Raw genomic sequence first — 22946 nt, 5'->3', positions numbered from 1 at the left:
CGAATTAAAGAAATTCGACCAGATCAAAGAAGTAAGGGGAAGAGGCTTGATGATCGGTATCGAATTGCCTGAAGAACTGAGCCATGTGAAGAAAAATTTACTTTTCAAACATCGTATCTTTACCGGCGAGGCAAAACCAAATGTTATCAGGTTGTTGCCCGCATTGAATTTAACCAAAGCAAACGCAGATCAGTTTTTAAAAGCGTTTAGCCTGGAGCTTCAGGGTAAGTTTGAAAAAAGCCTTTCTTAGGCTAAATAATATAAGGTTTCCCGGTCTGTCAGGGAAAGGGAAACCATAACTTGTTATTTTCTTTTATCTGCGCATTATGAAACTATTTTCTTCAGTTAACGATGTAACTGATCTGAAAAAATTTATCGAAGAGGCATTAATTCTTAAAGCCGATCCTTTTGCCAATAAGTCATTGGGTAAGGATAAAACTATTGGCTTGGTTTTTCTTAACCCAAGCCTGCGCACGCGATTGAGCACACAAAAAGCAGCATTAAATCTGGGCATGAATGTCATGGTGATGAACCTGGACAAAGAAGGCTGGGCGCTGGAAACTGAAGACGGCGTTGCGATGAACGGAACGACAGTCGAGCACATTCGTGAAGCTGCCGCGGTAATGGGTGAGTATTGTGATATACTTGGTTTTCGTTCTTTCCCTAAGCTCCAGGATCGTGAAGAAGATTACAGTGAAAGCTTGTTCAATAAGTTCGTAAAATTCAGTGGCGTACCGGTGGTGAGTTTGGAGAGTGCAACCCTGCATCCTTTGCAAAGCTTTGCCGACTTGCTCACTATTGTAGAACACACGAAATTTATTGCTCCTCCCCCATCGGGGGAGGTTGGGAGGGGGCTACCGAAAGTCGTGTTAACGTGGGCACCTCACGTTAAAGCTTTGCCGCAGGCGGTGCCAAACTCTTTTGCAGAATGGATGTGTAAAGCTCAGGATGGAGGGATGATCGATTTTGTGATTACGCATCCGGAAGGATTTGAGCTCGCCGAGAAATTTACTCCGGGAGCTACAATCGTAACCGACCAGGATGAGGCTTTGAAAGGAGCTGATTTTGTTTACGTGAAGAACTGGTCTTCCTATAAGGATTATGGTAAGACTTTGCCCGGAGCTGAGTCATGGATGATGACGAATAAAAAGCTGGAAGAAACCAACGATGCCAAAGTAATGCATTGCTTACCGGTAAGGAGGGACTATGAGCTTTCGGCAGAGATTCTTGACGGCCCGAACTCTTTAGTTATTAAAGAGGCAAGTAACCGGACGTGGGCTGCGCAGGCTGTTCTTAAAAAAATGTTAGAGGATCTAAAAAAATGAGCTCCCTCTATGTCATAAAGATCGGCGGAAACATTATTGACGATCCCGCTCAGCTGGTAAGCTTTCTGAAAGACTTTTCGAAGCTTGAAGGATTAAAAATACTGATCCACGGCGGAGGAAAAATAGCTACCAAGCTAGCGAAGGATCTCGGTATTGAATCCGAACTTATTGAAGGCCGAAGAGTAACCGATGCGGAAAGCTTAAAGGTTGTTACCATGGTTTATGCCGGGCTCGTCAATAAAAATATTGTTGCTGGTCTGCAAAAAAGAAACTGCAATGCAATAGGCCTGACTGGCGCAGATGGAAATATGATCCTTGCAACAAAACGTCCTTTGAGGAAAGTCCTCTCCTTTGGAGAGGATTTAGGTGAGGTTATCGACTATGGTTTTGTAGGGGATCTTGACGATAGTTCGGTAGATGCGGAGGCAATTTATAAGCTGCTTGCTGCAGGTTTTGTTCCGGTTTTTTCTGCTATCACGCATGACGGAAATGGACAGCTTTTAAATACAAATGCGGATACCATTGCCTCGGTAATTGCAGTTTCGATGTCGGCGCATTACACTACATCACTGGTGTATTGCTTTGAAAAAAGCGGTGTACTAAGAGATGTGGATGATGAGGCATCAGTTATTAAGTCCATCGACCCCGAACAATACAAAGTACTAAAGAAAGAAGGCGTGATCTATTCGGGGATGATACCCAAGCTGGACAATGCATTTGAAGCGATAAGCAAAGGCCTCCGCGAGGTCTATATAGGAAAGGCAGATGCTTTACCTGAGTTAAAAGATAAAACATTTGGAACCCGGTTAAAATCAGAGAAATAATGGCCAAGGCACAAAAAATAGCAATTTTAGGAAGCGGAAATATTGGAATGTCGCTTGCCAGGGGACTTGTGAAAGCTGAGTATTGCAAAGCTCAGGACATTACTCTTACCCGTCGCGGCCTCGATCATTTATCTGAGCAAGCCTCGCAGGGGTTTAATACCAGCGATCAAAACTCTACCGTGGTTGCTAAATCGGAGGTTATCATACTTGCGGTCTTGCCCCAGCAACTGGATACATTATTAGCGCAGATCAATGGCGCTATCGACCCTAAGCGGCATGTCATTATTTCGGTAATCTCGGGCGTTAGCTGTGCGAACATTAAAGCCAAGCTTGGCAATGACGTCCAGGTGATCCGGGTTATGCCAAATACGGCAATTGCAATTGGCCAGTCGATGACCTGCATTGCATCTGATAACGCTAGCGCTGAAAATATAGCTGAGGTTACGAAGATGTTTGAAACTGTAGGTGCAGTTATTAAGATCAACGAAGATCTGATGACTTCTGCTACTGCCTTATGTGCATGCGGCGTTGCTTTCTTTTTGAGAGCTATACGTGCGGCATCCCAGGGAGGCATTGAAATTGGTTTTCATGCTGATGAAGCGCTTAAAATGGCGGTTCAAACAGCTAAAGGTGCTGCTGATCTTTTACTGCTTCAAAATAGTCACCCCGAACATGAGATCGATAAAGTAACATCGCCGAAAGGCTGTACGATAGCAGGGTTGAATGAAATGGAACACCAGGGATTCAGCTCTTCACTTATTAAAGGGATCAAATTATCAGCTCAAAAAGCTGGTGACTTATATACAAAGGGTTAATATAATGACAGAGGTTCTTGTTGATGATAGTATAGAGCTGTTGAGAGAGCTGATCCGTATTCCGTCATTTAGCAGGGAAGAGGATAAGACGGCTTCGGCGATTGAAGCTTTCTTGCATGGCAAGTCCGTGGAAACTCATCGTAAGCAAAATAATATCTGGGCTTACAATAAGTTTTTCGATGCGGGCAAACCTACTATCCTTCTTAATTCACATCATGACACCGTAAAGCCGAACTCGGGGTATTCGCGGGATGCATTTTCTCCGGATATCGAAGACGGGATCTTATATGGCTTAGGAAGTAATGATGCGGGCGGATGCCTGGTATCTTTGGCCGCAACGTTTTTGCACTTTTATGATCAGCAGGATCTGAGGTATAATCTTTGTCTGGCCTTAACAGCTGAAGAAGAAATTTCCGGGCAGAACGGGCTTGAATCGATCTTGCCGGAGCTCGGTGAACTTGAGTTTGCAATAGTTGGTGAGCCGACTCTTATGAATATGGCCATTGCCGAGAAGGGTTTAATGGTTATTGATTGTACTGTGCACGGTAAAGCAGGACATGCAGCAAGGGAGGAAGGTGATAATGCCATCTATAAAGCTTTGAAAGATATAGAGTGGTTTAAAAGCTATGAATTTTCGAAGAAATCCGAGGTTTTTGGACCCGTTAAGATGAGCGTTACGATAATTGAAGCTGGATCTCAGCATAACGTAGTGCCTGCGACGTGTAAGTTTACCGTTGACGTAAGGGTAACAGACACTTACAGGAATGAGGAAGTATTGAAAATCATCCGTCAGAATGTAAGCTGTGACGTTAACCCGCGGTCAACGAGGTTAAAGCCTTCATCGATTAGCAGGGATCATGCAATTGTAATAGCAGGACTAGCCTTAGGCAGAGAAACATATGGATCACCTACAACCAGTGATCAGGCTTTGCTGGATATTCCATCGCTCAAAATGGGGCCTGGTGATTCTGCCAGATCACATATGGCAAATGAATTTATTTACACAGGCGAAATAAAGGAAGGTATTAGCCTTTATATAGAATTACTATCAAAAATTATATAATGATACCCGATCTGAACATAAGTTTAGAAAGCGAGAGAACGCTACTCCGGCCGCTGACAAAGGATGATGAAAAAGAGCTTCAGGAGATAGCGAACGAGGAATCTCTGTGGATCTACGGAACGTCCGATCTGTCAAGGCCAGGAGAATTGAAAAGATACATAGCCACAGGTATAGCAGACCGCAATTGTGGTGTTTGTGCTATTTGGGTTGTTATCGACAAAAGAACTGGCAAAATAGCCGGATGCACCCGATTATCGGAGATCTCGTGGAAGGATGAACGCGGGCAGATCGGCTGGACCTGGATAGGCAGTGACTTCCAGGGAAGCGGCCTCAACCGGGACATGAAATTCCTGATTTTGAGCTATGGATTTGAGACCTTAGGATTAAATCGCATCGAACTAAAAGCTGATGAGCGTAATCACAGGTCGCGGCAAGCGATCTTAGGGATTGGTGCAACACGCGAAGGCGTTTTGAGGAAGCATATCAAATTACACGACGGTTATATCCGGAACACAGTTTATTACAGTATTTTGCGCACGGAATGGGAAACCATTAAAGAGCAATATTTCACAAATTTCATCATGTATGAGTAAGCTTTGGCAAAAAAACACAAGTACAGAAAGGTCGGTAGATAAATTTACGGTTGGTAACGACCGTGAAATGGATATCATGCTTGCCCCATTCGATGTGTTAGGATCGCTGGCGCATACAAAGATGCTGGAAAGTATCGGGCTAATGGAAAAGGAAGATCTTGTTCAGGTTCAGGCGGAATTGAAAAAGATCTATAAGGAAATTCAGGAAGGTCAGTTTTCTATTGAGCCCACTGTGGAGGATGTTCATTCACAAGTGGAATTTTTGCTTACACAGCGGATCGGCGAAGCAGGTAAAAAAATCCATAGCGGGCGTTCACGTAATGACCAGGTTTTGGTCGATCTCAAGTTATTTTTCCGTTCTGAGATCGCTAAGCTGGTAAAGAATACAGAGATCCTTTTTGATCAATTGATCGCGCAGAGCGAAGAACATAAATCGAAACTGCTTCCTGGATATACTCATCTCCAAATAGCTATGCCCTCATCGTTTGGATTATGGTTTGGTGCCTATGCAGAAAGCCTGGCTGATGATATGGAATTGTTGCTCGCTGCATGGAAGGTTTGCAATAAGAACCCGCTCGGATCTGCAGCGGGGTATGGCTCCTCTTTTCCACTAAATAGAACGATGACCACGGAATTATTGGGATTTGATTCGCTTAATTATAACGTCGTTTACGCTCAGATGGGGAGAGGTAAAACGGAAAGGATTCTTGCACAGGCGATGTCCTCGGTTGCTGCAACACTGGCTAAACTTGCTATGGATGCCTGTCTTTTCATCAATCAGAACTTTGCATTTATAAGCTTTCCGGATGAGCTTACAACCGGATCGAGCATTATGCCTCACAAGAAAAATCCGGATGTGTTTGAGCTGATCCGGGCGAGATGTAATAAGATACAGGCATTGCCAACTGAGATCGCTTTAATGACGGCTAATCTTCCGTCGGGCTACCACAGGGATCTTCAACTTCTTAAGGAGAATCTTTTCCCTGCATTTTTATCTTTAAATGAATGCATTGAAATGACGGCTTTTATGCTGCAATCAATTCGCATTAAGGATGATATTCTGAAGGACGAAAAATATGCTTACCTCTTCAGTGTTGAAGCGGTTAATGCAGAAGTTTTGAATGGGGTACCATTCAGGGAAGCGTATAAAAACGTCGGGGCCGCGATAGAGAATGGCGAGTTTAAGGCACCGTCGATGGTTAATCATACTCATGAAGGAAGTATTGGAAATTTATGCAACGAGCAAATCTACAATTCGTTTAAGGCCAATCTCAAAAACTTTAGCTTTGAGCGGGTCGACAAAGCGATAGAGACCCTACTGGCTTAAACCTATTAAAATATCCCGCGGTAAACCGCCAAGAAAACACATACAATGAATATATCCAAAATAGCAAGCACCTTAGAGGGTTCTGAAATTATAAAAATTGCCGGTGAAATTAATGAGCTTAAAAGACAAGGTCATCAGATAGCAAATCTGACCATCGGCGATTTCGATTCTAACATTTTTCCAATACCGGAGAAGCTTACCGAAAATATTATGGATGCTTACCGGTCCAATCAAACAAACTATCCGCCGGCCGAGGGAGTGGCTTCATTGCGTGAAAGCATCTCAACCTTCGTAAAAGAGAAATTTGGGTTGGAATACAGCGCCAAACAGATCCAGGTTTCTGGAGGCTCGCGGCCGCTGATTTACGGACTCTTTATGAGTTTGATCGACCCGGGAGACAGAGTGGTATATCCGACTCCGTCATGGAATAATAATCATTATTGCCGGTTTACAGGTGCTACGGATGTCCCTGTTCAAACATCTGCTGAGAATAATTTCATGCCAACGGCGGCTGATATCAAACCTCACTTAAAAGGTGCAACACTACTTGCCCTTTGTTCTCCGCTAAATCCGACAGGAACTATGTTCGCAAAGAAAGACCTTGAAGAGATTTGCGATTTGGTTATTGAAGAAAATAAGAGCAGGCCGGCTTCTGAAAAGCCTCTTTATATTATGTACGATCAGATCTATTCACAGCTGACCTTCGGCGGGCAGGTGCATTATGATCCGGTTTCGCTGAGGCCTGAATTGAAAGACCGGGTTGTATATATCGACGGCATTTCGAAATGCCTTGCCGCAACTGGTGTGCGTGTGGGCTGGGCTTTTGGTCCGGAGCATGTGATCAGTAAAATGAAGACGATCATTGGCCATGTTGGTGCCTGGTCGCCTAAGCCCGAGCAAGTAGCTACGGGGCAATTCCTTGCCCAGAAGGCTGACTGGGATGAGTTCCTGGTTAGTTATAAAGCTAAGGTTCAAAAGAGCCTGGACGCACTTTATAATGGCTTCATGCAGCTAAAGTCCGATGGGTTTGCTGTGCAAGCGATCCAGCCGATGGGAGCGATCTATCTTACTATTCAGATAGATTACCTCGGTAAGACCACACCTGCAGGAGACGTATTAAAAACGAGCTCAGATCTTGTCTTCTATCTGATAAACGAAGCAGGAGCAGGCTTGGTCCCATTTTCAGCTTTCAGCGCTGACCCAGGGATGAATTGGTTCCGGGCTTCTGTAGGAGGATGTTCTTTGGAGGATATTCAAGCGATGCTGCCAAGGATTAGGGTGGCACTGAGTAAGCTTAAGTAAACTGAAAGCTGAAAACTGAAAACTGAAAACTGAAAGTTGCTGTTCGGCGAGTAATTTATTGCCAGGTCTGTGAACAAAAAAAACGGACTCTTAAAAAGTTGCAGCTATAGCTAAAATAAAAAAACCGACCATAAGGCCGGGTTTTTTATTTTACTGTCAATTGTCCATTGAACAATTGTTAATTCCCTCTGGAAGGCCTTCCACCGCCGCTGCTTCTTTCTGAGCTTCTTTCGGAAGAGCTGCTATTGTCGCGGCTTGCTTCACGCGGTTGCTGCGGTCGTTCTTGCTGCTGTGGGCGTTGCTCTGTCCGCTCTTCCCTTTGAGGAACGGAAGGACGGCTTGGCTCCGGCTTACGGTCTGCTACTACTGACTGGCGTTCATGCTGCGTGGATTGACTGCTACGGCTGTCCTGGTTATCATAAGTTCTGGACGAACGCTGGCTTGACCCAGATAGCTTTTGGTCACCCTGACGGGTTGCAACCTGCTCCGTCGGCTTGGTTGTGGTCACTCTGTCCGGCCTGTTATTTACGTTGCCCCGATTTACAGAATTATCCACGCCGTTTTTATTATCCGGCCTTGTGGTAACCGGAATTCCAGGACTTCCATTCACAGATCCTCTGTTTGAATTGTCGGCCCTGTCAACAATAGAATTATCTGTCCGGCCGTTTACCGCTCCTCTACCTGCATCCGTCGGGCGAGAAGGACGTGGATTTGAAACACTGCCCCTGTTCACCTCGGGCCTGTTATCCCGGCCATTCGCATAACGCTGGTTTCTGACATCGTGAATAGTAACCGGCTGGCGGGTAATTCTCCTGATCTCATCAGCACGCGGACCAGTGTAATATCTATTCCTGTTACTATTATTCACGTAAATATTATTAATGATCACCGTGTTTTGATAGATGTTGCTGTTTCTTCTCCAGTCATAGCGCGGGTAGGAGTTGTAATAAATATTACGCTGCGGAATAAACACCCACCAGAAATCAGGTATCCTGCTAATGTTCATATTAATGTTTATGCCCGGACCCAGTGGAGCCCATCCATAATGTCCGCCACCGCTTCTCCAGCTTACCCAGGCTGGTGCCCATTGTCTTCCCGGAATCCAAACCCAGCCTCTGCGGCTTTGATGATGCCAGCGTCCGTAGTGAAACGGCGCCCAACCCCAGTCATAGTCAGAAACCCAGGTATTTCCATATCTGGTCATTTCCCAGTGGCCGCGACTGTAATAGGGCCTGAAATCATCCTGGTCTACGTCTGGCCGCCACACACGCCCGTACTGAGGATCGTTGATCCACACTCCGTATGGCGACAGCTCTTCATAAAATGTTTCAAGGGATACGTTGTCATCATAATCCCCATACTGCGCTTTTGCAGTTGATACATTCATTGTTATCAATAGAAATAATAATCCGAAAATACTGGCCGTTAACTCATTCTTTGCTTTCATGGCTCTAAAATTTAATTTTAACATTCTTAGTATAAGAGGAGAATGTTTAGGTATAGGTTGTATCGTATCAAAATAATTACGTTATTTCGCCCTCCTCCCTCCAGATACCCGCCCAGACCCCGTCATCGTGAGGAGGTACGACGAACGATCTCATAATATCCATTATCTGCCTTATTCTTTTAAAATGCCTATTTTTACATAAAACCTAACTTATGCCAACTGGTACCCTCTTTCTAATTCCTGTGCCTCTGGCAGAAAATTCTTCAGCAAAATCTTTCACACCATATTTAGTCGACACGATCAATCATATTAATGAGTACATCGTTGAGAATAGTAAGACAGCGCGTAGATTCCTTAAGGAAGCAGGCTTGAAAACACCACAGAATGAGCTGATCGTTCATGATTATGGCAAGCACAATCGGGACAGTGATATAAAGGAATTCTTTGCCGGTTTGCTTGACGGGAAGGATGTGGGCTTAATGAGTGAAGCCGGCTGTCCTGGAGTTGCTGACCCGGGTTCGGAAATAGTTGCTTACGCGCACAAACGAGGTATTAAAGTAGTGCCGCTTGTAGGGCCGAGCTCGATATTGCTGGCTTTGATGGCATCCGGCTTTAATGGACAAAGTTTCACCTTTCATGGGTATTTGCCAATTGATAAAGTTCAGCGGGCTGATAAGATCAAAGAGCTGGAAGCACAGGCGGAACGCCATAGTCAAACGCAGATCTTTATCGAGACCCCGTTCAGAAATAACCCGATGCTTGAGGAGATTTTGAGAAGCTGTAAACCTGAAACCCGGCTTTGTATTGCCTGCGATCTGACCTCAGAGGAAGAACTGGTTCAGACCAAATCAATTAAGGAGTGGAAAACAAAAGTTCCTGAATTGCATAAGAGGCCCGCGATATTTTTGATTTTTAAGAGCTAAGCCTGTTCGGCCGGGATCTTGATACTCGATACCTGATACTTTTTTCTATCCGTGTATACTTTCCGATTTCCCGTAATTCTGAATCACTTTCGCCTCGTATTCCAAAAACTCTTTCCAGCGTTTTTCTACATCGATATCGCCGGCATATTTACGGGCCAGGCCAATGAACATGGTGTAATGACCAGCTTCACTAACCATTAATTCATAATAAAATTTAGAAAGCTCGTCGTCATCAATATGCTCTGACATAACTTTGAAACGCTCGCAGCTTCTTGCTTCTATCATTGCGGAAAACAATAACCTATCGATAAGTTGGTCCTGACGGCTGCCGCCCTTAATTATAAATTGCATCAGCTCGTTCACATAATTGTCTTTCCTTTCCCGCCCTAAGACAAATCCTCTGGCGATAATAATACCGTGCACGCGTTTGAAATGGTCCATTTCCTCCTGTACCAACATTGCCATCTCCTGTACCAGGTCGGAAAGATTTGGATTTTGAACGATCAGAGTTATCGCGTTACTTGCCGCCTTTTGCTCGCAAAACGCGTGATCAGTAAGGATCTCTTCGATATTGCTTTCCACCACATTTTTCACCCATTGAGGATCGGTGGGAAGCTGAAGCTTGAGGATGGTTTTTTCGTTACTCATAAAGTTTTACGTTATATGTTGTAAGTTTTGCGTGCAATACACCAAGGTGTGGAAGAGTTCTCTAATTAACTGAGATTACTAATAACTAACAACCAACAACTAATTACCGATATAAATTCTTACTCTCTATAAACTTTAACACCTTATCGGCGACAAAGTATTGGACATTCTTCTTTTCCTTAACTGCCTTTCTGATAAAAGTTGCCGAGAGCTCCATTAAAGGAGTGGCGGTTATATGTACAGATGGATGATTGAGCAGCTCAGCGTTTCCGAATCCGGGGCGAGGGTATACATGGATCTGATAATCACGAAGAATAAGCTCGTAGTTCTTCCACTTCTTCAGCGATACCAGATTATCTGATCCCATGATAAGACTGAATTGATGTTCAGGATATTTCTCATGAAGATGGGTAAGTGTGTCAATTGTGTATGATGGCTGCGGAAGTTTTAACTCAACATCGCTTACGCGGATATTATCAGCATCCTCCGTGGCGAGTTTGCTCATCTCCAGCCTGTCGTACATATTGATCAGGTCGCCTTTTTCTTTTAAAGGATTGTGAGGTGATACTACGAGCCAGACCTGATCAAGATCGGAATGGTTGGCCATGTAGTTGGCAATGATGAGATGGCCAATATGAATTGGGTTAAACGAACCAAAGAATAGGCCGATCTTCATATCTTTAATTGATTGGTCAGTCCTGTAAAAACTCCGCTACTAGCTTTTCTGCTTCCGCACAGGCGGTATACAGGTCGTGGTTCTTCAAAACAACATCAAAGCGGCTGGAATATTGAAGTTCTTTATCCGCTTTTTTAATGCGTTCAGCTAATTTTTCTGGTCCGTCAGTACCCCGGGCAGTTAAGCGGCTTATTAGTACTTCAAGAGACGGCGGATCAACAAAGATCGCAAGCGCATTTTCGCCATATTTTTTCTTTAAGTGAAGCCCTCCTTCCACGTCAATGTCAAATATTACATGTTTACCGGCAGACCATATCCGCTCAATTTCTGACCTCAGAGTCCCATAAAATGTCCCCGAATAAACCTCTTCAAATTCTACAAACTCTTTTTGGGCGATCTTATGCAAAAAGTCTGATTGTGAAATGAAATAATAATCACTACCATTCACTTCATCGCCCCTTTTGTCACGTGTAGTAGCAGAAATAGAAAATGAAAGCGAAGGCACCTTCCTTAACAAGTGGTGCACAATGGTAGTTTTACCTGCTCCGGACGGGGCTGAAAATATGATGAGTTTTCCGTTCAATTTGAGTTGTAAGTAATAAGTTGTAAGTAATAAGTTGTAAGTCAGTTCGTAGGGTGGAAACTTATAACCTATAACTTACAACTTTATAATACGTTTAATAATTGCTCCTTTATCTTCTCCAGCTCTTCCTTCATGCCAACCACGATCTGCTGCATCTTTGCATCATTAGCCTTTGAGCCCATTGTGTTTATCTCACGGCCAATTTCCTGGGAGATGAAGCCTAACTTTTTGCCGTTTGCATCTTTATCTTTAAGAGCCTCAATAAAGTAGTCCAGATGGCTTTTAAGGCGTATTTTCTCTTCTGTGATATCCAGCTTATCGATATAATAGATAAGCTCCTGTTCGAACCGGTTCTTGTCAACATTTTCTTTGCCGGCTGCTTCCTCAAGAAAATGATTAAGACGTTCGCGTATAGCGGGAATCCGATGAGGCTCCTGGTCGGAAACTAATCTCATGCCTTCCAAAATATTGTTGATCCGTAAGGTCAGGTCCTGCTTTAAGACATTACCCTCGTCCTGCCGAAAGCTCTGAAAATTGATCAAAGCTTCCCCGAAAGTTTCGTAGACGGTTTTCCATTCATCCTCTGTTCCTTCGTCCGAAGTGTATTGCACTACTTCCGGAAAGTTTAAAGCCATTTGCAAAAGATTACTGCCCGTATCACCCAGAGCATCGGCAGAGCTTTTAAGCTGATTATAGTAATGACTAAGCAGGGCCTGATTGATGGCGGAGGTCTTTAACGTCGTTTCTGCATATTCAACATTGATACTGATATTAACTTTACCGCGTTCAATCTGTTTGCTGCAGTCGTTTCTTAAAACAAACTCTTTATCTGAAAAAGCTTTTGGGACCTTTAAAGAGAGTTCAAGGAACTTACTGTTTAATGATTTAATCTCCACAGTGTATTTTGCGTTTGCAAAATCTTTAGTAGCCAAACCGTATCCTGTCATGGATTTTATCATCGGGCAAAGATAAGATTTAATACCTAAAGGTACCGAAGGTGATTAAATCAGATTTAACATTATTTAAGGAATTTACGGCTCTCTAATTCTTAATTTTGATTATTCTAATGAAGCAGATCCTGTTCAGAATATATTTCATCACGACGATTCTTTTGTGCGCCGTCTCGTCTCGCGCGCAGAATACTGTTCAGGGCCTGGTGATTGAAAAATCGGGGATTTCAAGGATCGCTAACGTTTCAGTTATAAACAAGAAAAACGGTGCACGAGTTTTAAGCAATGAGCTGGGCATGTTTAAAATCGCTGCTTCTGTGGGCGACACGCTCATACTTTCCAAATATGGTTATTCCGATATCGTAAAACCACTGATATCAATGACCGATCTCATTCTTCAAATGCAGCGGGTCATCGAGCTGGATGAAGTGAGAGTTACAGGCCAAAGCAAAAAGGAAGAACTCGATGAGTATAGGGATCAGTTTAGAAAAAAAGGATCTTTCTATGGTGGTAAACCTCCTTTGTTAGCCTACGTTTTCCAGCCTGTTACTGCGTTATATGAACTGCTTGGCAAAACTCCTAATCAGGCACGACGTTTTAATTTGTTCTATCTCAAAGAACTGGAGCAGACGGAGATTGACCGGCGGTTTAATTCTTTCGCTGTGAGCAAGATAACGGAGTTGACAGATACAGATCTTAAAAATTTCATGGCGTCCTATCGGCCGGATTACGAAAGCTTATCGCGAATGGACGAATATGCTTTCATTAATTATGTGAAAAGGTCACTTGAAACATTCAATAAATCAGGCCGGCCCAAAGGATTACTTAGCTTGCCGCCATTACCCAAGGCACCCGATCTCACTGAAAAAAATCTGAAATATTAAGGAGACATCCTGATCAGGGCTTCCATCTTACTAAAGACCTTTGCTTTTAAAGTTTCAAGATCCTCAGTAACTAAGCCACTAACTTCAACTGGTTCGTCATAGATGCAGGTTATCACACCTGGGCGGGCAGCTAGCGGATCCGCTCTGGGGAATAAATTTCTCGCATTGATGATGACCATAGGTGCAATTGGCGTTTGGGTTTCAATGGCCAATCGAAATGCACCGTCATAAAAATCGGTCAGCGGTTTATCACTGCGGTTCATTGTTCCTTCCGGGAAGATCAGGATGGATTGTCCTTTTGCAAGATCCTGCTTTAATTCCTCGACGCTTTGTAAGCGACTTTCCTTGCTGGCCCGGTCTATCATGACCACGACCCTGCGGTAAATTAAGCCGAAAACAGGAATCTTAACCATTTCTATCTTTCCCAGTGGCTTAAAAGAGCTCGGTATCGCGAGAACAATAGCGACCGCATCGAGGTAGGAATTATGGTTGGAAACGTAGATGTAAGCTTTTTGAGGATCGATGACCAATCTGTTCTGCGTTCTGATCCGGTAAAAGCAAAGAGTACAAAAAATCCATCCCCAGATATTCAAAAAAACGAAAATGATGTCTGAACCTCTTTTGCCTTTAAAGAGTGCAGAAATTATAAATATAAAGGGTAAGACGAGGAGCATCGCTGCAATGAAGGTCACAAAGCCCCATATCATGAATAAAAGAGAGAATATTCGTTTTATTCCGTTCATCAAACTCTGTTCTTACTGCAAAAATGACGTAGGATTTAAATACTTAGAAGCTCACAGGATTTTTCAGCAGCCAGTTTTTCGGCGTTCTTTTTGTTGTAATCACGGCCAATGCCACTATTTTCTCCGTCTACAGTTATCTGAACGGTGAACAACTTCACATTCTCACCTTCTGCATTGGGAACGACCTCGAAAGAGATATCTTTTCCATGCCGCTGACACCACTCAATAAGCTTGCTTTTGAAATTAGTTTCAGTAAGCTCAAGTGTGTGAATATCGATATGAGGTTTTATTATGCGGGTAATCAGGAAGTCGCGGGTAAAATTATAATCCTTGTCCAGGTAAATAGCTCCGATCATCGCCTCAAAAGTATCGCCAAGTAGAGATCCTTGTTTGTTAGAGTATGAAAGGATTCTGGTGTCAAATTCTATGAGTTCATCGAGGCCCAGACGTTTAGCCAGCTGGTTAAGATTTGAGCGGCTAACGATCTTAGACCGCATTTCTGTCAGGAAGCCCTCGTCTTTGTAAGGATACATTTTAAACAGCAGCTCGGCAATAACAGCTCCGAGAATGGCGTCGCCTAAAAATTCCAGCCTTTCATTGCTATTTTTCGTACCGTTCTTTAATTCTACCGCTACAGAGCGATGCCTGAATGCCATCCGGTAGAGCCTTAGATTTCCCGGTACAAACCCTAAAAGATTCTTTAAAGACCTGATATACTTTCGATCCGGAGATAAATAAAGTTTGTAGATTCTGGAAACGGGCATCAATGAATATAAATCGGATAAAGACTAACTAATATACAGTTTTATGATCCGGAATGATTGCAGGAAAAAGAATTTTATGCTTGATATTTTTTGAAAATAACCGAAGCATTATGACCACCAAAACCAAAGGTATTGGATAACGCAGCGTTTACTGTCCGCTTTTGAGCTTTATTAAATGTAAAGTTCAATTTCGGGTCGAAGCCAGGATCATCAGTAAAGTGATTGATTGTAGGAGGTACAATATCGTTTTTAACAGCGAGGACAGCTGCAATAGCTTCTACAGCACCGGCAGCACCCAGTAAATGGCCTGTCATGGATTTTGTAGAACTGATATTAAGTTTAAACGCATGCTCCTTAAAGAGATCAACAATTGCTCTGACCTCACTTATATCTCCAAGGGGCGTGGAAGTTCCATGAACATTGATGTAATCAATATCAGAAGGATCAAGTCCGGCATCGCGTAAAGCGTTGGTCATTACCAGCCTTGCTCCAAGTCCCTCAGGATGCGGCGCTGTAATGTGATTAGCATCGGCACTCATTCCGCCGCCCACTAATTCCGCATAAATTTTTGCTCCGCGTGCTTTTGCGTGTTCGAGTTCTTCGAGGATAAGACTTCCCGCGCCTTCTCCGGCTACAAAACCATCGCGATCTTTATCAAACGGCCTTGAGGCTGTTTTGGGGTCGTCGTTTCGTGTCGAAAGGGCGTGCATGGCATTAAAACCACCAAGGCCGGCTTCATAAATAATAGCTTCTGAGCCTCCGGATACAATTATATCAGCCATATTCAAGCGGATATAGTTAAAGGAGTCGATCAGGGCATTTGTTGAGGAAGCACAGGCTGAAACAGTCGAAAAATTCGGGCCACGTAAGCCGTGACGTATTGATATATGGCCTGGTGCTATATCCAGTATCATTTTGGGAATGAAGAATGGATTAAATCGCGGTGAACCGTCGCCATTGGCAAAGTTCACTACCTCATCAGTAAAGGTTTTTAAACCGCCTATTCCTGAACCCCAGATTACACCGATACGGTTAGTATCAAGGGAAGGGAAATCCAGTCCTGCATCTTTAATAGCTTCATCTGAAGCAGCAATTGCATAGTGTACAAATGGATCGAGCTTACGCGCTTCTTTTTTATCCAAAAAGTCCTCAGGATTGAAGTTTTTAACTTCACAAGCAAACTTTGTTCTGAATTTTTCAGGGTCGTAATGAGTTATAGGACCGGCGCCGCTTACCCCATTGAGTAAACTATCCCAAAACTCGGGTATAGTATTTCCAATCGGAGTAAGCGCACCTAGTCCAGTAACAACAACTCTTTTAAGCTCCATTTATATGAGGGTGTCGTAAAATTACTTCACGTTCTTTTCTAAATAAGCGATAGCTTGACCAACGGTGCCGATTGTTTCAGCCTGGTCATCAGGGATAGCTACGTTGAATTCTTTCTCAAACTCCATGATTAACTCCACGGTGTCTAATGAATCAGCACCAAGATCATTGGTGAAAGATGCCTCTGGTGTAACTTCACTTTCGTCAACACCTAATTTTTCAACGATAATTGCTTTAACTCTTGAAGCGATATCAGACATGGTTTTTTAGTTTAATTGTTAAATAATTCTGTGCAAAGAAAAATAAATTCTGTCAATTTTCAAACCTTTTTGTTTTGGGTGACATATATCATACAATTAAGAGCCTAAAGCGTTTTACTTTTGTAAATTTAACTTTTCTTATAGTATTGAATAAAACTACGTTAAAATTCGAATTAGATCTCGATTTTGTGTTGGTGGCAATCACGGCACAACTAAAGGATTATGTGTTTTGTTTCAAAATCAACAAACAACTTGGTACTGATTTTTCTAAAATTACTGATTTAGAGATGTTATTTAGTAATGATGAAGAATTATTTTATTTCAGCAGGTATTTCTATTTGACCCCCGAATCTGAGACGGAATATTACATTATTGCAAACAAGGGTACAGAAGGATTTTTAGTACCCGAAATGCGTAAAGTGGATTTCTTTTTACTCATACGCAATTACATTGATAAAGAGGATCTGAGGCGTGTTATAAGCGGATTAAATAAGATTCCAGAGGTGTTGGTGGCAGCGGAAGTTGACCCTAAAAAATTGAAATCCAAAGAAAATCTCATATTTTAGCCGATGGATGGTGTACTCTGTACACTAGTATGATATTATCTAAATAAAAGAAATAAAGATGAAAGCGGTTCATAACAGAACTAAAATAGTGGCCACACTCGGCCCGGCCTCTTCTAAGAAAGAGGTTTTGTTGAGCATGATAAAGGCGGGAGTAGATGTTTGCCGGTTGAATTTTTCGCATGGCGGTCAGGAAGACCATCAAAAGGTTATTGATATTATTCGCGATATAAATAAAAAGTACAAGACTAACGTAGGGATCCTGGCCGATCTTCAGGGCCCGAAAATCCGTATCGGGCTTGTAAAAGATGGCGGTATTAACCTGGTGGGCGGCCAGAAAATAGAAATTACCACTAAAGAGCTCATCGGCGACGATAAGCAGATCTATATTACTTATCAGAGCTTTCCAAGTGATGTCAGGGCGGGTGAGATTATCTTGCTTGATGACGGAAAGATCCAGATGAGAGTCATTTCGACAAATAACAAGGATTCTGTATTGTGTGAAGTTGTGTATGGCGGTAATTTGACTTCCCGGAAGGGCGTTAACCTTCCAAATACTAAGGTATCTATACCTAGTTTAACGGAGGAGGATCTAAATAACCTAGAGTTCGCGTTGAAAAATGATGTAGAGTGGATTGGTTTATCTTTTGTTCGTTCCGTTGATGATATTATTGAATTAAAACGCATTATCGCGAGAAGTGGCAACGCTGCCCGGGTGATTGCTAAAATTGAAAAGCCTGAAGCCATCGATAATATCGATGAGATCATAGAAGCAACTGATGGAGTTATGGTTGCCCGCGGTGATCTTGGTGTTGAGATGCCAATGGAACAGGTTCCGATGCTCCAAAAGATGATTGCTAAAAAGTGCCGTGCTGCTTCAAAACCGGTTATCGTAGCAACACAAATGCTGGAGAGTATGATCACTTCGCCTCGTCCAACACGTGCTGAAGTTAATGACGTTGCCAATTCAGTTCTTGACGGTGCTGATGCGGTAATGCTTAGCGGTGAAACCTCTGTAGGAGACTATCCGCTTATCGTTATCGAAACTATGCAGAAAATTGTGCGGAATGTTGAGGAAACGGATTATCCGTTTAACAATCCTAAGGTTTTGAATAAGGAATTATCGACATACATGGGTGATGCGGTTTGCGGATCGGCTGTTTTCCTTGCGGAGAAGACCAACGCAGTGGGGATCATTTCTATGACATCTTCGGGTTATACCGCATTCGAGATTTCAAGCTATCGCCCTAAGGCAGCAACTTTCATTTTCACAAGTAACATCAAGCTCTTAAATACTCTTAGTTTACTGTGGGGAGTTAGGGGCTTTTATTATGACAAGTTTGAGAGCACTGATAAAACCATCCGGGAAGTAAATCAAATTCTTAAGCTGGAGAAACTGGTTGAATCTGGCAGCGTGGTTATCAATACTGCGGCAATTCCTATTGAGAAAAAGGGCAAAACAAACATGATCAAAGTTACCGTGATCGACTAGGTCAGCCCTTAAATAACATTAATAAATTAGTTAAAAAGCTGGCTTTCGCCGGCTTTTTTCGTTCCCATCTGTGTGTTACTAAAAGCCAGAAATTTGGCGCTTTTTTTGAGTTTTCCACACACCTAACGTTCTTTAAACCATACCATTACTTATTGATTAAGTGTTGAGGTGTCGATACACTAACAAGCTGTGGAAAACTCTCGTTCGACAACTCCTTTCGTGCGGGGTAATTTTACAAATGAGATAAGCACCGAGAATTTCTCGGTGCCTAACAGAAAACACTCCTTGTATGAGTGCCTGATCTTGGAACATTTTTTACAAATCAACGTCCTTTTGTATGGATGTATTGAGGAAGACAGTGACAGCTGTTCTTCCTCATTTTGTATACCCAAAGATAATTGAAACTTGAGCAATCCTAGTCGTTCTAGTTTTAAACAATTGAGCTAAAAGTGTTAATAAACCTATTGACTCTTTGTCAAAATTGTGACTAGTCGCGGAGTTTGGATATTCCCTCTTCCCAACTTGTTATGGGATTTTTCGCGAGTGTGATTCCGTGTAAGAAAAATCGTCAACAACCGCCGTTTTTTTGAGTTTTCCACACACCTAACGATCTTTAAACCATACCGTTACTTATTGATTAAGTGTTGAGGTGTCGATACACTAACAAGCTGTGGAAAACTCTCGTTCGATAAAAATGCCTTCAACTGATAGATTTGATTAAAAACCTCTAAACTTTTTTTAAAGAGGTAAGTCACTCAATAACAACACTAACGAGCTCACTAACGAAATCAATTATAATATTATGGGTAAAGCATCTTCAAACACAGCGGCAAAAGGAACCGGAAAGGGTCTAGGTTTCCAACGCTATTTCACAAAAGCAGGCGTAGACGTATACGATCTATTCAATTACGAAAAACGAACCTCAGTGATCCGCAACCCGGCGGGCGATGCTGTGTTTGAAATGAAGAATGTTGAAGTGCCCGCAAGCTGGAGCCAGGTGGCTACAGACATTCTTGCACAAAAATATTTCCGTAAAGCAGGAGTTCCGCAACCAGATGGATCAACATCATCTGAAACCAGCATCAAACAGGTAGCACATCGCATGGCTAACTGCTGGAAAACCTGGGGTGAGCGCTACAATTATTTTGCGAGTAAAGAAGATGCTAATGTATTTTACGATGAGCTTGTTTATACAATAGTTGGTCAGCTTGCCGCACCAAATTCACCTCAGTGGTTTAACACCGGGCTTCACAGTTCGTATGGTATCACAGGCAAACCGCAGGGACATTATTTTGTGAATCCTGAAACAGACTCACTGGAGAAATCAACGTCTGCCTACGAGCGTCCGCAGCCACATGCATGTTTCATCCTGTCAGTAAGTGACGACCTGGTAAACGATGGTGGTATCATGGATCTTTGGGTTCGTGAAGCACGGATTTTCAAATATGGATCTGGTGTAGGCACTAACTTCTCTGCTATCCGTGGTGAAAGCGAAAAACTTTCAGGTGGTGGTTACTCTTCTGGTTTGATGTCATTCCTTAAGATCGGCGACCGCGCTGCCGGAGCGATCAAATCAGGTGGTACAACCCGCCGTGCTGCAAAGATGGTTTGTCTTGACCTTGATCATCCGGAAATTGAAGGTTTTGTTAACTGGAAAGTTGAAGAAGAAAAGAAAGTGGCAGCGTTAATCGCCGCGGGTTATTCTTCAGATTATGAAGGCGAAGCTTACCGCACGGTTTCAGGCCAAAATTCAAACAACTCTGTTCGGGTACCTAACACATTCTTTAAAGCACTGAATGATGGCGGAAACTGGGATTTAATTGGCCGTATCACCGGAAATCCAGTTAAATCCATTTCCGCAGAAAAACTTTGGAACGATATTTCCTTTGCTGCCTGGGCATGCGCGGACCCTGGTATTCAATACGATACCACAATAAACGAATGGCATACTTGTCCTGAAGGAGGACGTATCAATGCATCTAATCCATGCTCTGAGTACATGTTCCTGGATAATACTGCTTGTAATCTGGCATCTATAAACCTGGCGCATTTCTTCGATCCCCAAACCCTAATTTTTGACGTAAAGGGTTTCGAACATGCTTGCCGCGTGTGGACTGTAGTTCTTGAGATCTCCGTTTTAATGGCTCAGTTCCCGTCTAAAGAAGTTGCGCAATTATCTTACGATTACCGTACTCTAGGTTTAGGTTATGCTAACCTTGGTTCTATGCTTATGGTTGCCGGTATACCTTACGACAGTGACAAGGCCCGGGCAATTGGCGGAGCAATCACTGCTGTGATGACTGGTACTGCTTATGCTACTTCAGCTGAAATGGCTAAAGAGCTTGGTACATTCAAGAAATACGACGAGAATAAAAAACATATGCTTCGTGTGATGCGTAATCACCGTTATGCTGCCTACAATAACGATGCTTACGAAGGCCTTGAAATTGCGCCTCCGGGAATCGATCCTAAATTCTGTCCTGATTACTTGCTTTCTGCTGCATGTAACTCATGGGATAAAGCGGTTGAACTGGGAGAAAAATACGGCTACCGTAATGCCCAAACCACTGTAATCGCACCAACCGGAACAATCGGACTTGTGATGGACTGTGATACAACAGGTATTGAGCCTGATTTTGCATTGGTTAAATTCAAGAAGTTGTCAGGTGGTGGTTATTTCAAGATCATCAACCAGGGAGTTCCGGCTGCTTTACGTAACCAGGGTTACAAAGAGCACGAGATCCAGGCGATCGTAAATTATGCTAAAGGCGCCGCAACTCTTGCAGGAGCTCCGCATATCAATTTCGATAGCCTTGCAGCTAAAGGATTTACTCAGGATGAGCTTGAGAAAATTGACAAATCTTTACTTGCTGCTTTCGAGATCGGATTCGTATTCAATCAGTGGAGCCTTGGCGAAGACTGCCTGAAACGTTTAGGATTTAAATCTGAACAATACTCATCCCCTGATTTCAATCTGTTACGTGCCATCGGCTTTAACCGCCAGCAGATTGCGGAAGCAAATGAATTTATTTGCGGTACTATGACCGTTGAAGGTGCACCTTACTTAAAGCAGGAGCACTATCCAATATTCGATTGTGCTAACAAGTGCGGCCAGAAGGGCGAGCGCTATATTCACGCTCACGGACACATCAAAATGATGGCTGCTGCCCAGCCGTTCCTGTCAGGGGCGATCTCTAAAACTGTTAACCTTCCAAACGAAGCAACAGTTGAAGAAATCAAAGACTGCTACGAACTATCATGGAAACTGGCTCTGAAAGCTAATGCACTTTATCGTGACGGTTGTAAATTATCTCAGCCACTATCTACCAAATCATCAGACAGCAAAGAAGATAAACTGGATACAGTTGAAGAAGTACTTGGAGAAGCTGGCAATGTGAAACTTAGCGATCTTACTGCTGATCAGGTGCTTGAAGCTGCGAGAGCGATCCTTGAGCGTTCCACTGACACCAAATTTAAGCGTCAGTTATCATCTGTTGTTGAACGTAAGAACTTGCCCGGTAAACGCGGTGGATTCACTCAGAAAGCTGCAGTTGGTGGCCAAACAGTATTCGTTCGTACGGGAGAGTATGAAGACGGAACATTAGGGGAGATCTTTGTGGATATGCACAAAGAAGGTGCAACGTTCCGTTCGCTGATGAACTGTTTTGCAATAGCTGTCTCGGTGGGATTACAGTATGGAGTTCCATTAGAAGAGTTTGTAGATAAATTTACATTCACCCGTTTCGAGCCATCAGGCATGGTAAGCGGACACGATAACATCAAGAGCTCAACATCGATCATCGATTATATCTTCAGAATGCTTGGTTATGAGTACCTGAGCCGTACCGATCTTGTTCATGTGCTCACTGAGCAGAAAGCTGTGTTGGGAAATCCTCAAATGGTTGATGAAGATGTAAATACCGATACGACAAATACGTTAGAAGAAGCAACTGTTTCAAACCCTGCAACAGCATCAAATCTGAAATTGAAACCAGTTCTTGATATTTCAGGAGGCGGTCAATCAGATGCACCGGCGTGCGGAAACTGCGGTCACATCATGGTAAGATCAGGTACTTGTTACAAGTGTTTGAACTGTGGTACGCAGGGAGGATGCTCCTAAATCGCAAAAAATGTTCATGATACCCGGGTTTTAGTTTCCGGTTTTAGTTTTGAACTGTATGTTAAATTGAGGAAGCCTCGCGAAAGCGGGGCTTTTTTCGGTTGACGAAGATACTAGTTGTGATATAGGAGATCATATCTATGTAATAATCATACAACTACAGGCTTTAATATGAATATTCCGAAACTTATATAGTAATTTTATAAATATGAAATCTGCCGGAGCTAACCGCTGGCGGGAAGAAGTGAATTACAGCTCAGGCAAGCCTGTCCGAAAGGCTCGGCCGGGCGGATTTCATTACCCTTAAAAACAAAAATA

22 protein-coding genes are annotated in these 22946 nt (G+C 43.0%); 13 read left to right on the top strand and 9 right to left on the bottom strand.

Annotation, left to right across the window (positions count from 1 at the left end):
* The 8 genes from WKF69_RS00325 to WKF69_RS00290 all read left to right on the top strand — a co-directional run.
* On the top strand, nucleotides 1-250 hold a 250-nt coding region (locus WKF69_RS00325), incomplete at its 5' end, for an aminotransferase class III-fold pyridoxal phosphate-dependent enzyme (RefSeq protein ID WP_340378531.1).
* Nucleotides 251-326: 76 nt separating this feature from the next.
* Nucleotides 327-1325, top strand: coding sequence for an acetylornithine carbamoyltransferase (locus WKF69_RS00320; protein WP_340378530.1), 999 nt, complete (start codon nucleotides 327-329; stop codon nucleotides 1323-1325).
* The gene (gene argB / locus WKF69_RS00315) at nucleotides 1322-2149 is read left to right on the top strand and encodes an acetylglutamate kinase (protein ID WP_340378529.1); all 828 of its coding nucleotides are present in this window, start codon (nucleotides 1322-1324) and stop codon (nucleotides 2147-2149) included. The genes WKF69_RS00320 and argB overlap by 4 nt, the downstream gene beginning before the upstream one ends.
* Nucleotides 2149-2964 (top strand): pyrroline-5-carboxylate reductase, encoded by an 816-nt coding sequence (gene proC / locus WKF69_RS00310; protein ID WP_340378528.1) that lies wholly within the window; start codon nucleotides 2149-2151, stop codon nucleotides 2962-2964. Before argB ends, proC begins: the two co-directional genes overlap by 1 nt.
* A gap of 4 nt (nucleotides 2965-2968) precedes the next feature.
* Entirely contained in the window at nucleotides 2969-4027 is a 1059-nt protein-coding gene (locus WKF69_RS00305) for a M20 family metallo-hydrolase (RefSeq protein WP_340378527.1), read from the top strand.
* Nucleotides 4027-4620, top strand: a complete 594-nt coding sequence (locus WKF69_RS00300; RefSeq protein WP_340378526.1) for a GNAT family protein — start codon at nucleotides 4027-4029, stop codon at nucleotides 4618-4620. The genes WKF69_RS00305 and WKF69_RS00300 overlap by 1 nt, the downstream gene beginning before the upstream one ends.
* Nucleotides 4613-5947 (top strand): argininosuccinate lyase, encoded by a 1335-nt coding sequence (gene argH / locus WKF69_RS00295; protein ID WP_340378525.1) that lies wholly within the window; start codon nucleotides 4613-4615, stop codon nucleotides 5945-5947. Before WKF69_RS00300 ends, argH begins: the two co-directional genes overlap by 8 nt.
* Before the next feature lie 45 nt (nucleotides 5948-5992).
* Nucleotides 5993-7249 (top strand): aminotransferase class I/II-fold pyridoxal phosphate-dependent enzyme, encoded by a 1257-nt coding sequence (locus tag WKF69_RS00290; protein WP_340378524.1) that lies wholly within the window; start codon nucleotides 5993-5995, stop codon nucleotides 7247-7249.
* Between the two features lie 178 nt (nucleotides 7250-7427).
* Here WKF69_RS00290 and WKF69_RS00285 read toward each other — a convergent pair whose 3' ends face one another.
* Complete coding sequence (locus tag WKF69_RS00285) at nucleotides 7428-8696, bottom strand: DUF6600 domain-containing protein (protein WP_340378523.1); 1269 nt, start codon at nucleotides 8694-8696, stop codon at nucleotides 7428-7430.
* 212 nt (nucleotides 8697-8908) lie between these two features.
* Between WKF69_RS00285 and WKF69_RS00280 the strand changes: the two genes are divergently transcribed.
* The gene (locus tag WKF69_RS00280) at nucleotides 8909-9619 is read left to right on the top strand and encodes an SAM-dependent methyltransferase (protein ID WP_340378522.1); all 711 of its coding nucleotides are present in this window, start codon (nucleotides 8909-8911) and stop codon (nucleotides 9617-9619) included.
* 45 nt (nucleotides 9620-9664) lie between these two features.
* Here the strand turns inward: WKF69_RS00280 and WKF69_RS00275 are convergent, their stop codons facing one another.
* From WKF69_RS00275 to WKF69_RS00260, 4 genes are all read right to left on the bottom strand, one after another.
* Complete coding sequence (locus WKF69_RS00275) at nucleotides 9665-10267, bottom strand: tRNA-(ms[2]io[6]A)-hydroxylase (RefSeq protein WP_340378521.1); 603 nt, start codon at nucleotides 10265-10267, stop codon at nucleotides 9665-9667.
* 103 nt (nucleotides 10268-10370) lie between these two features.
* Nucleotides 10371-10943 (bottom strand): nicotinate (nicotinamide) nucleotide adenylyltransferase, encoded by a 573-nt coding sequence (gene nadD, locus WKF69_RS00270; protein ID WP_340378520.1) that lies wholly within the window; start codon nucleotides 10941-10943, stop codon nucleotides 10371-10373.
* A gap of 16 nt (nucleotides 10944-10959) precedes the next feature.
* The gene (gmk, locus tag WKF69_RS00265) at nucleotides 10960-11526 is read right to left on the bottom strand and encodes a guanylate kinase (RefSeq protein ID WP_340378519.1); all 567 of its coding nucleotides are present in this window, start codon (nucleotides 11524-11526) and stop codon (nucleotides 10960-10962) included.
* 83 nt (nucleotides 11527-11609) lie between these two features.
* Nucleotides 11610-12485: a YicC/YloC family endoribonuclease gene (locus WKF69_RS00260; protein WP_340378518.1), complete on the bottom strand. Its 876-nt coding sequence runs from the start codon at nucleotides 12483-12485 to the stop codon at nucleotides 11610-11612.
* A 107-nt stretch (nucleotides 12486-12592) separates the two neighbouring features.
* Here WKF69_RS00260 and WKF69_RS00255 point away from each other — a divergent pair, with 107 nt between their 5' ends.
* The gene (locus WKF69_RS00255; RefSeq protein WP_340378517.1) at nucleotides 12593-13360 is read left to right on the top strand and encodes a hypothetical protein; all 768 of its coding nucleotides are present in this window, start codon (nucleotides 12593-12595) and stop codon (nucleotides 13358-13360) included.
* On the opposite strand, the gene WKF69_RS00250 is transcribed toward WKF69_RS00255, so the two are convergent.
* The 4 genes from WKF69_RS00250 to WKF69_RS00235 form a co-directional block, all read right to left on the bottom strand.
* Nucleotides 13357-14103 (bottom strand): lysophospholipid acyltransferase family protein, encoded by a 747-nt coding sequence (locus WKF69_RS00250; RefSeq protein WP_340378516.1) that lies wholly within the window; start codon nucleotides 14101-14103, stop codon nucleotides 13357-13359. The two genes, WKF69_RS00255 and WKF69_RS00250, sit on opposite strands and share 4 nt — an antisense overlap.
* A 35-nt stretch (nucleotides 14104-14138) precedes the next feature.
* Nucleotides 14139-14867: a ribonuclease III gene (gene rnc, locus WKF69_RS00245; RefSeq protein ID WP_340378515.1), complete on the bottom strand. Its 729-nt coding sequence runs from the start codon at nucleotides 14865-14867 to the stop codon at nucleotides 14139-14141.
* A gap of 74 nt (nucleotides 14868-14941) precedes the next feature.
* Nucleotides 14942-16195, bottom strand: a complete 1254-nt coding sequence (gene fabF, locus WKF69_RS00240; RefSeq protein ID WP_340378514.1) for a beta-ketoacyl-ACP synthase II — start codon at nucleotides 16193-16195, stop codon at nucleotides 14942-14944.
* 21 nt (nucleotides 16196-16216) lie between these two features.
* Nucleotides 16217-16453 (bottom strand): acyl carrier protein, encoded by a 237-nt coding sequence (locus tag WKF69_RS00235; protein WP_008508386.1) that lies wholly within the window; start codon nucleotides 16451-16453, stop codon nucleotides 16217-16219.
* Between the two features lie 146 nt (nucleotides 16454-16599).
* Between WKF69_RS00235 and WKF69_RS00230 the strand changes: the two genes are divergently transcribed.
* From WKF69_RS00230 to WKF69_RS00220, 3 genes are all read left to right on the top strand, one after another.
* Complete coding sequence (locus WKF69_RS00230) at nucleotides 16600-17019, top strand: IPExxxVDY family protein (protein WP_340378513.1); 420 nt, start codon at nucleotides 16600-16602, stop codon at nucleotides 17017-17019.
* A gap of 58 nt (nucleotides 17020-17077) precedes the next feature.
* A complete protein-coding gene (pyk, locus tag WKF69_RS00225; protein WP_340378512.1) occupies nucleotides 17078-18508 on the top strand; it encodes a pyruvate kinase in 1431 nt (476 codons plus the stop codon).
* An 802-nt stretch (nucleotides 18509-19310) separates the two neighbouring features.
* Entirely contained in the window at nucleotides 19311-22628 is a 3318-nt protein-coding gene (locus tag WKF69_RS00220; protein ID WP_340378511.1) for a vitamin B12-dependent ribonucleotide reductase, read from the top strand.
* Nucleotides 22629-22946: the final 318 nt, after the last annotated feature.

This window comes from Daejeonella sp. (assembly GCF_037719425.1).
GTDB lineage: Bacteria > Bacteroidota > Bacteroidia > Sphingobacteriales > Sphingobacteriaceae > Daejeonella.
Note: the sequence above shows the minus strand (reverse complement) of the source record. Positions and strands in the feature narration are given on the sequence as shown.

Bases quoted from the DNA above. Each gene is read 5' to 3' on its own strand.
- rnc (WP_340378515.1), bottom strand. From the start codon at position 14,867: ATGCCCGTTTCCAGAATCTACAAACTTTATTTATCTCCGGATCGAAAG.
- argH (WP_340378525.1), top strand. From the start codon at position 4,613: ATGAGTAAGCTTTGGCAAAAAAACACAAGTACAGAAAGGTCGGTAGAT.
- WKF69_RS00220 (WP_340378511.1), top strand. From the start codon at position 19,311: ATGGGTAAAGCATCTTCAAACACAGCGGCAAAAGGAACCGGAAAGGGT.
- WKF69_RS00280 (WP_340378522.1), top strand. From the start codon at position 8,909: ATGCCAACTGGTACCCTCTTTCTAATTCCTGTGCCTCTGGCAGAAAAT.
- WKF69_RS00300 (WP_340378526.1), top strand. From the start codon at position 4,027: ATGATACCCGATCTGAACATAAGTTTAGAAAGCGAGAGAACGCTACTC.
- fabF (WP_340378514.1), bottom strand. From the start codon at position 16,195: ATGGAGCTTAAAAGAGTTGTTGTTACTGGACTAGGTGCGCTTACTCCG.
- WKF69_RS00250 (WP_340378516.1), bottom strand. From the start codon at position 14,103: ATGAACGGAATAAAACGAATATTCTCTCTTTTATTCATGATATGGGGC.
- proC (WP_340378528.1), top strand. From the start codon at position 2,149: ATGGCCAAGGCACAAAAAATAGCAATTTTAGGAAGCGGAAATATTGGA.
- WKF69_RS00320 (WP_340378530.1), top strand. From the start codon at position 327: ATGAAACTATTTTCTTCAGTTAACGATGTAACTGATCTGAAAAAATTT.
- WKF69_RS00290 (WP_340378524.1), top strand. From the start codon at position 5,993: ATGAATATATCCAAAATAGCAAGCACCTTAGAGGGTTCTGAAATTATA.
- WKF69_RS00255 (WP_340378517.1), top strand. From the start codon at position 12,593: ATGAAGCAGATCCTGTTCAGAATATATTTCATCACGACGATTCTTTTG.
- WKF69_RS00260 (WP_340378518.1), bottom strand. From the start codon at position 12,485: ATGATAAAATCCATGACAGGATACGGTTTGGCTACTAAAGATTTTGCA.
- WKF69_RS00235 (WP_008508386.1), bottom strand. From the start codon at position 16,453: ATGTCTGATATCGCTTCAAGAGTTAAAGCAATTATCGTTGAAAAATTA.
- WKF69_RS00305 (WP_340378527.1), top strand. From the start codon at position 2,969: ATGACAGAGGTTCTTGTTGATGATAGTATAGAGCTGTTGAGAGAGCTG.
- WKF69_RS00285 (WP_340378523.1), bottom strand. From the start codon at position 8,696: ATGAAAGCAAAGAATGAGTTAACGGCCAGTATTTTCGGATTATTATTT.
- pyk (WP_340378512.1), top strand. From the start codon at position 17,078: ATGAAAGCGGTTCATAACAGAACTAAAATAGTGGCCACACTCGGCCCG.
- WKF69_RS00275 (WP_340378521.1), bottom strand. From the start codon at position 10,267: ATGAGTAACGAAAAAACCATCCTCAAGCTTCAGCTTCCCACCGATCCT.
- nadD (WP_340378520.1), bottom strand. From the start codon at position 10,943: ATGAAGATCGGCCTATTCTTTGGTTCGTTTAACCCAATTCATATTGGC.
- argB (WP_340378529.1), top strand. From the start codon at position 1,322: ATGAGCTCCCTCTATGTCATAAAGATCGGCGGAAACATTATTGACGAT.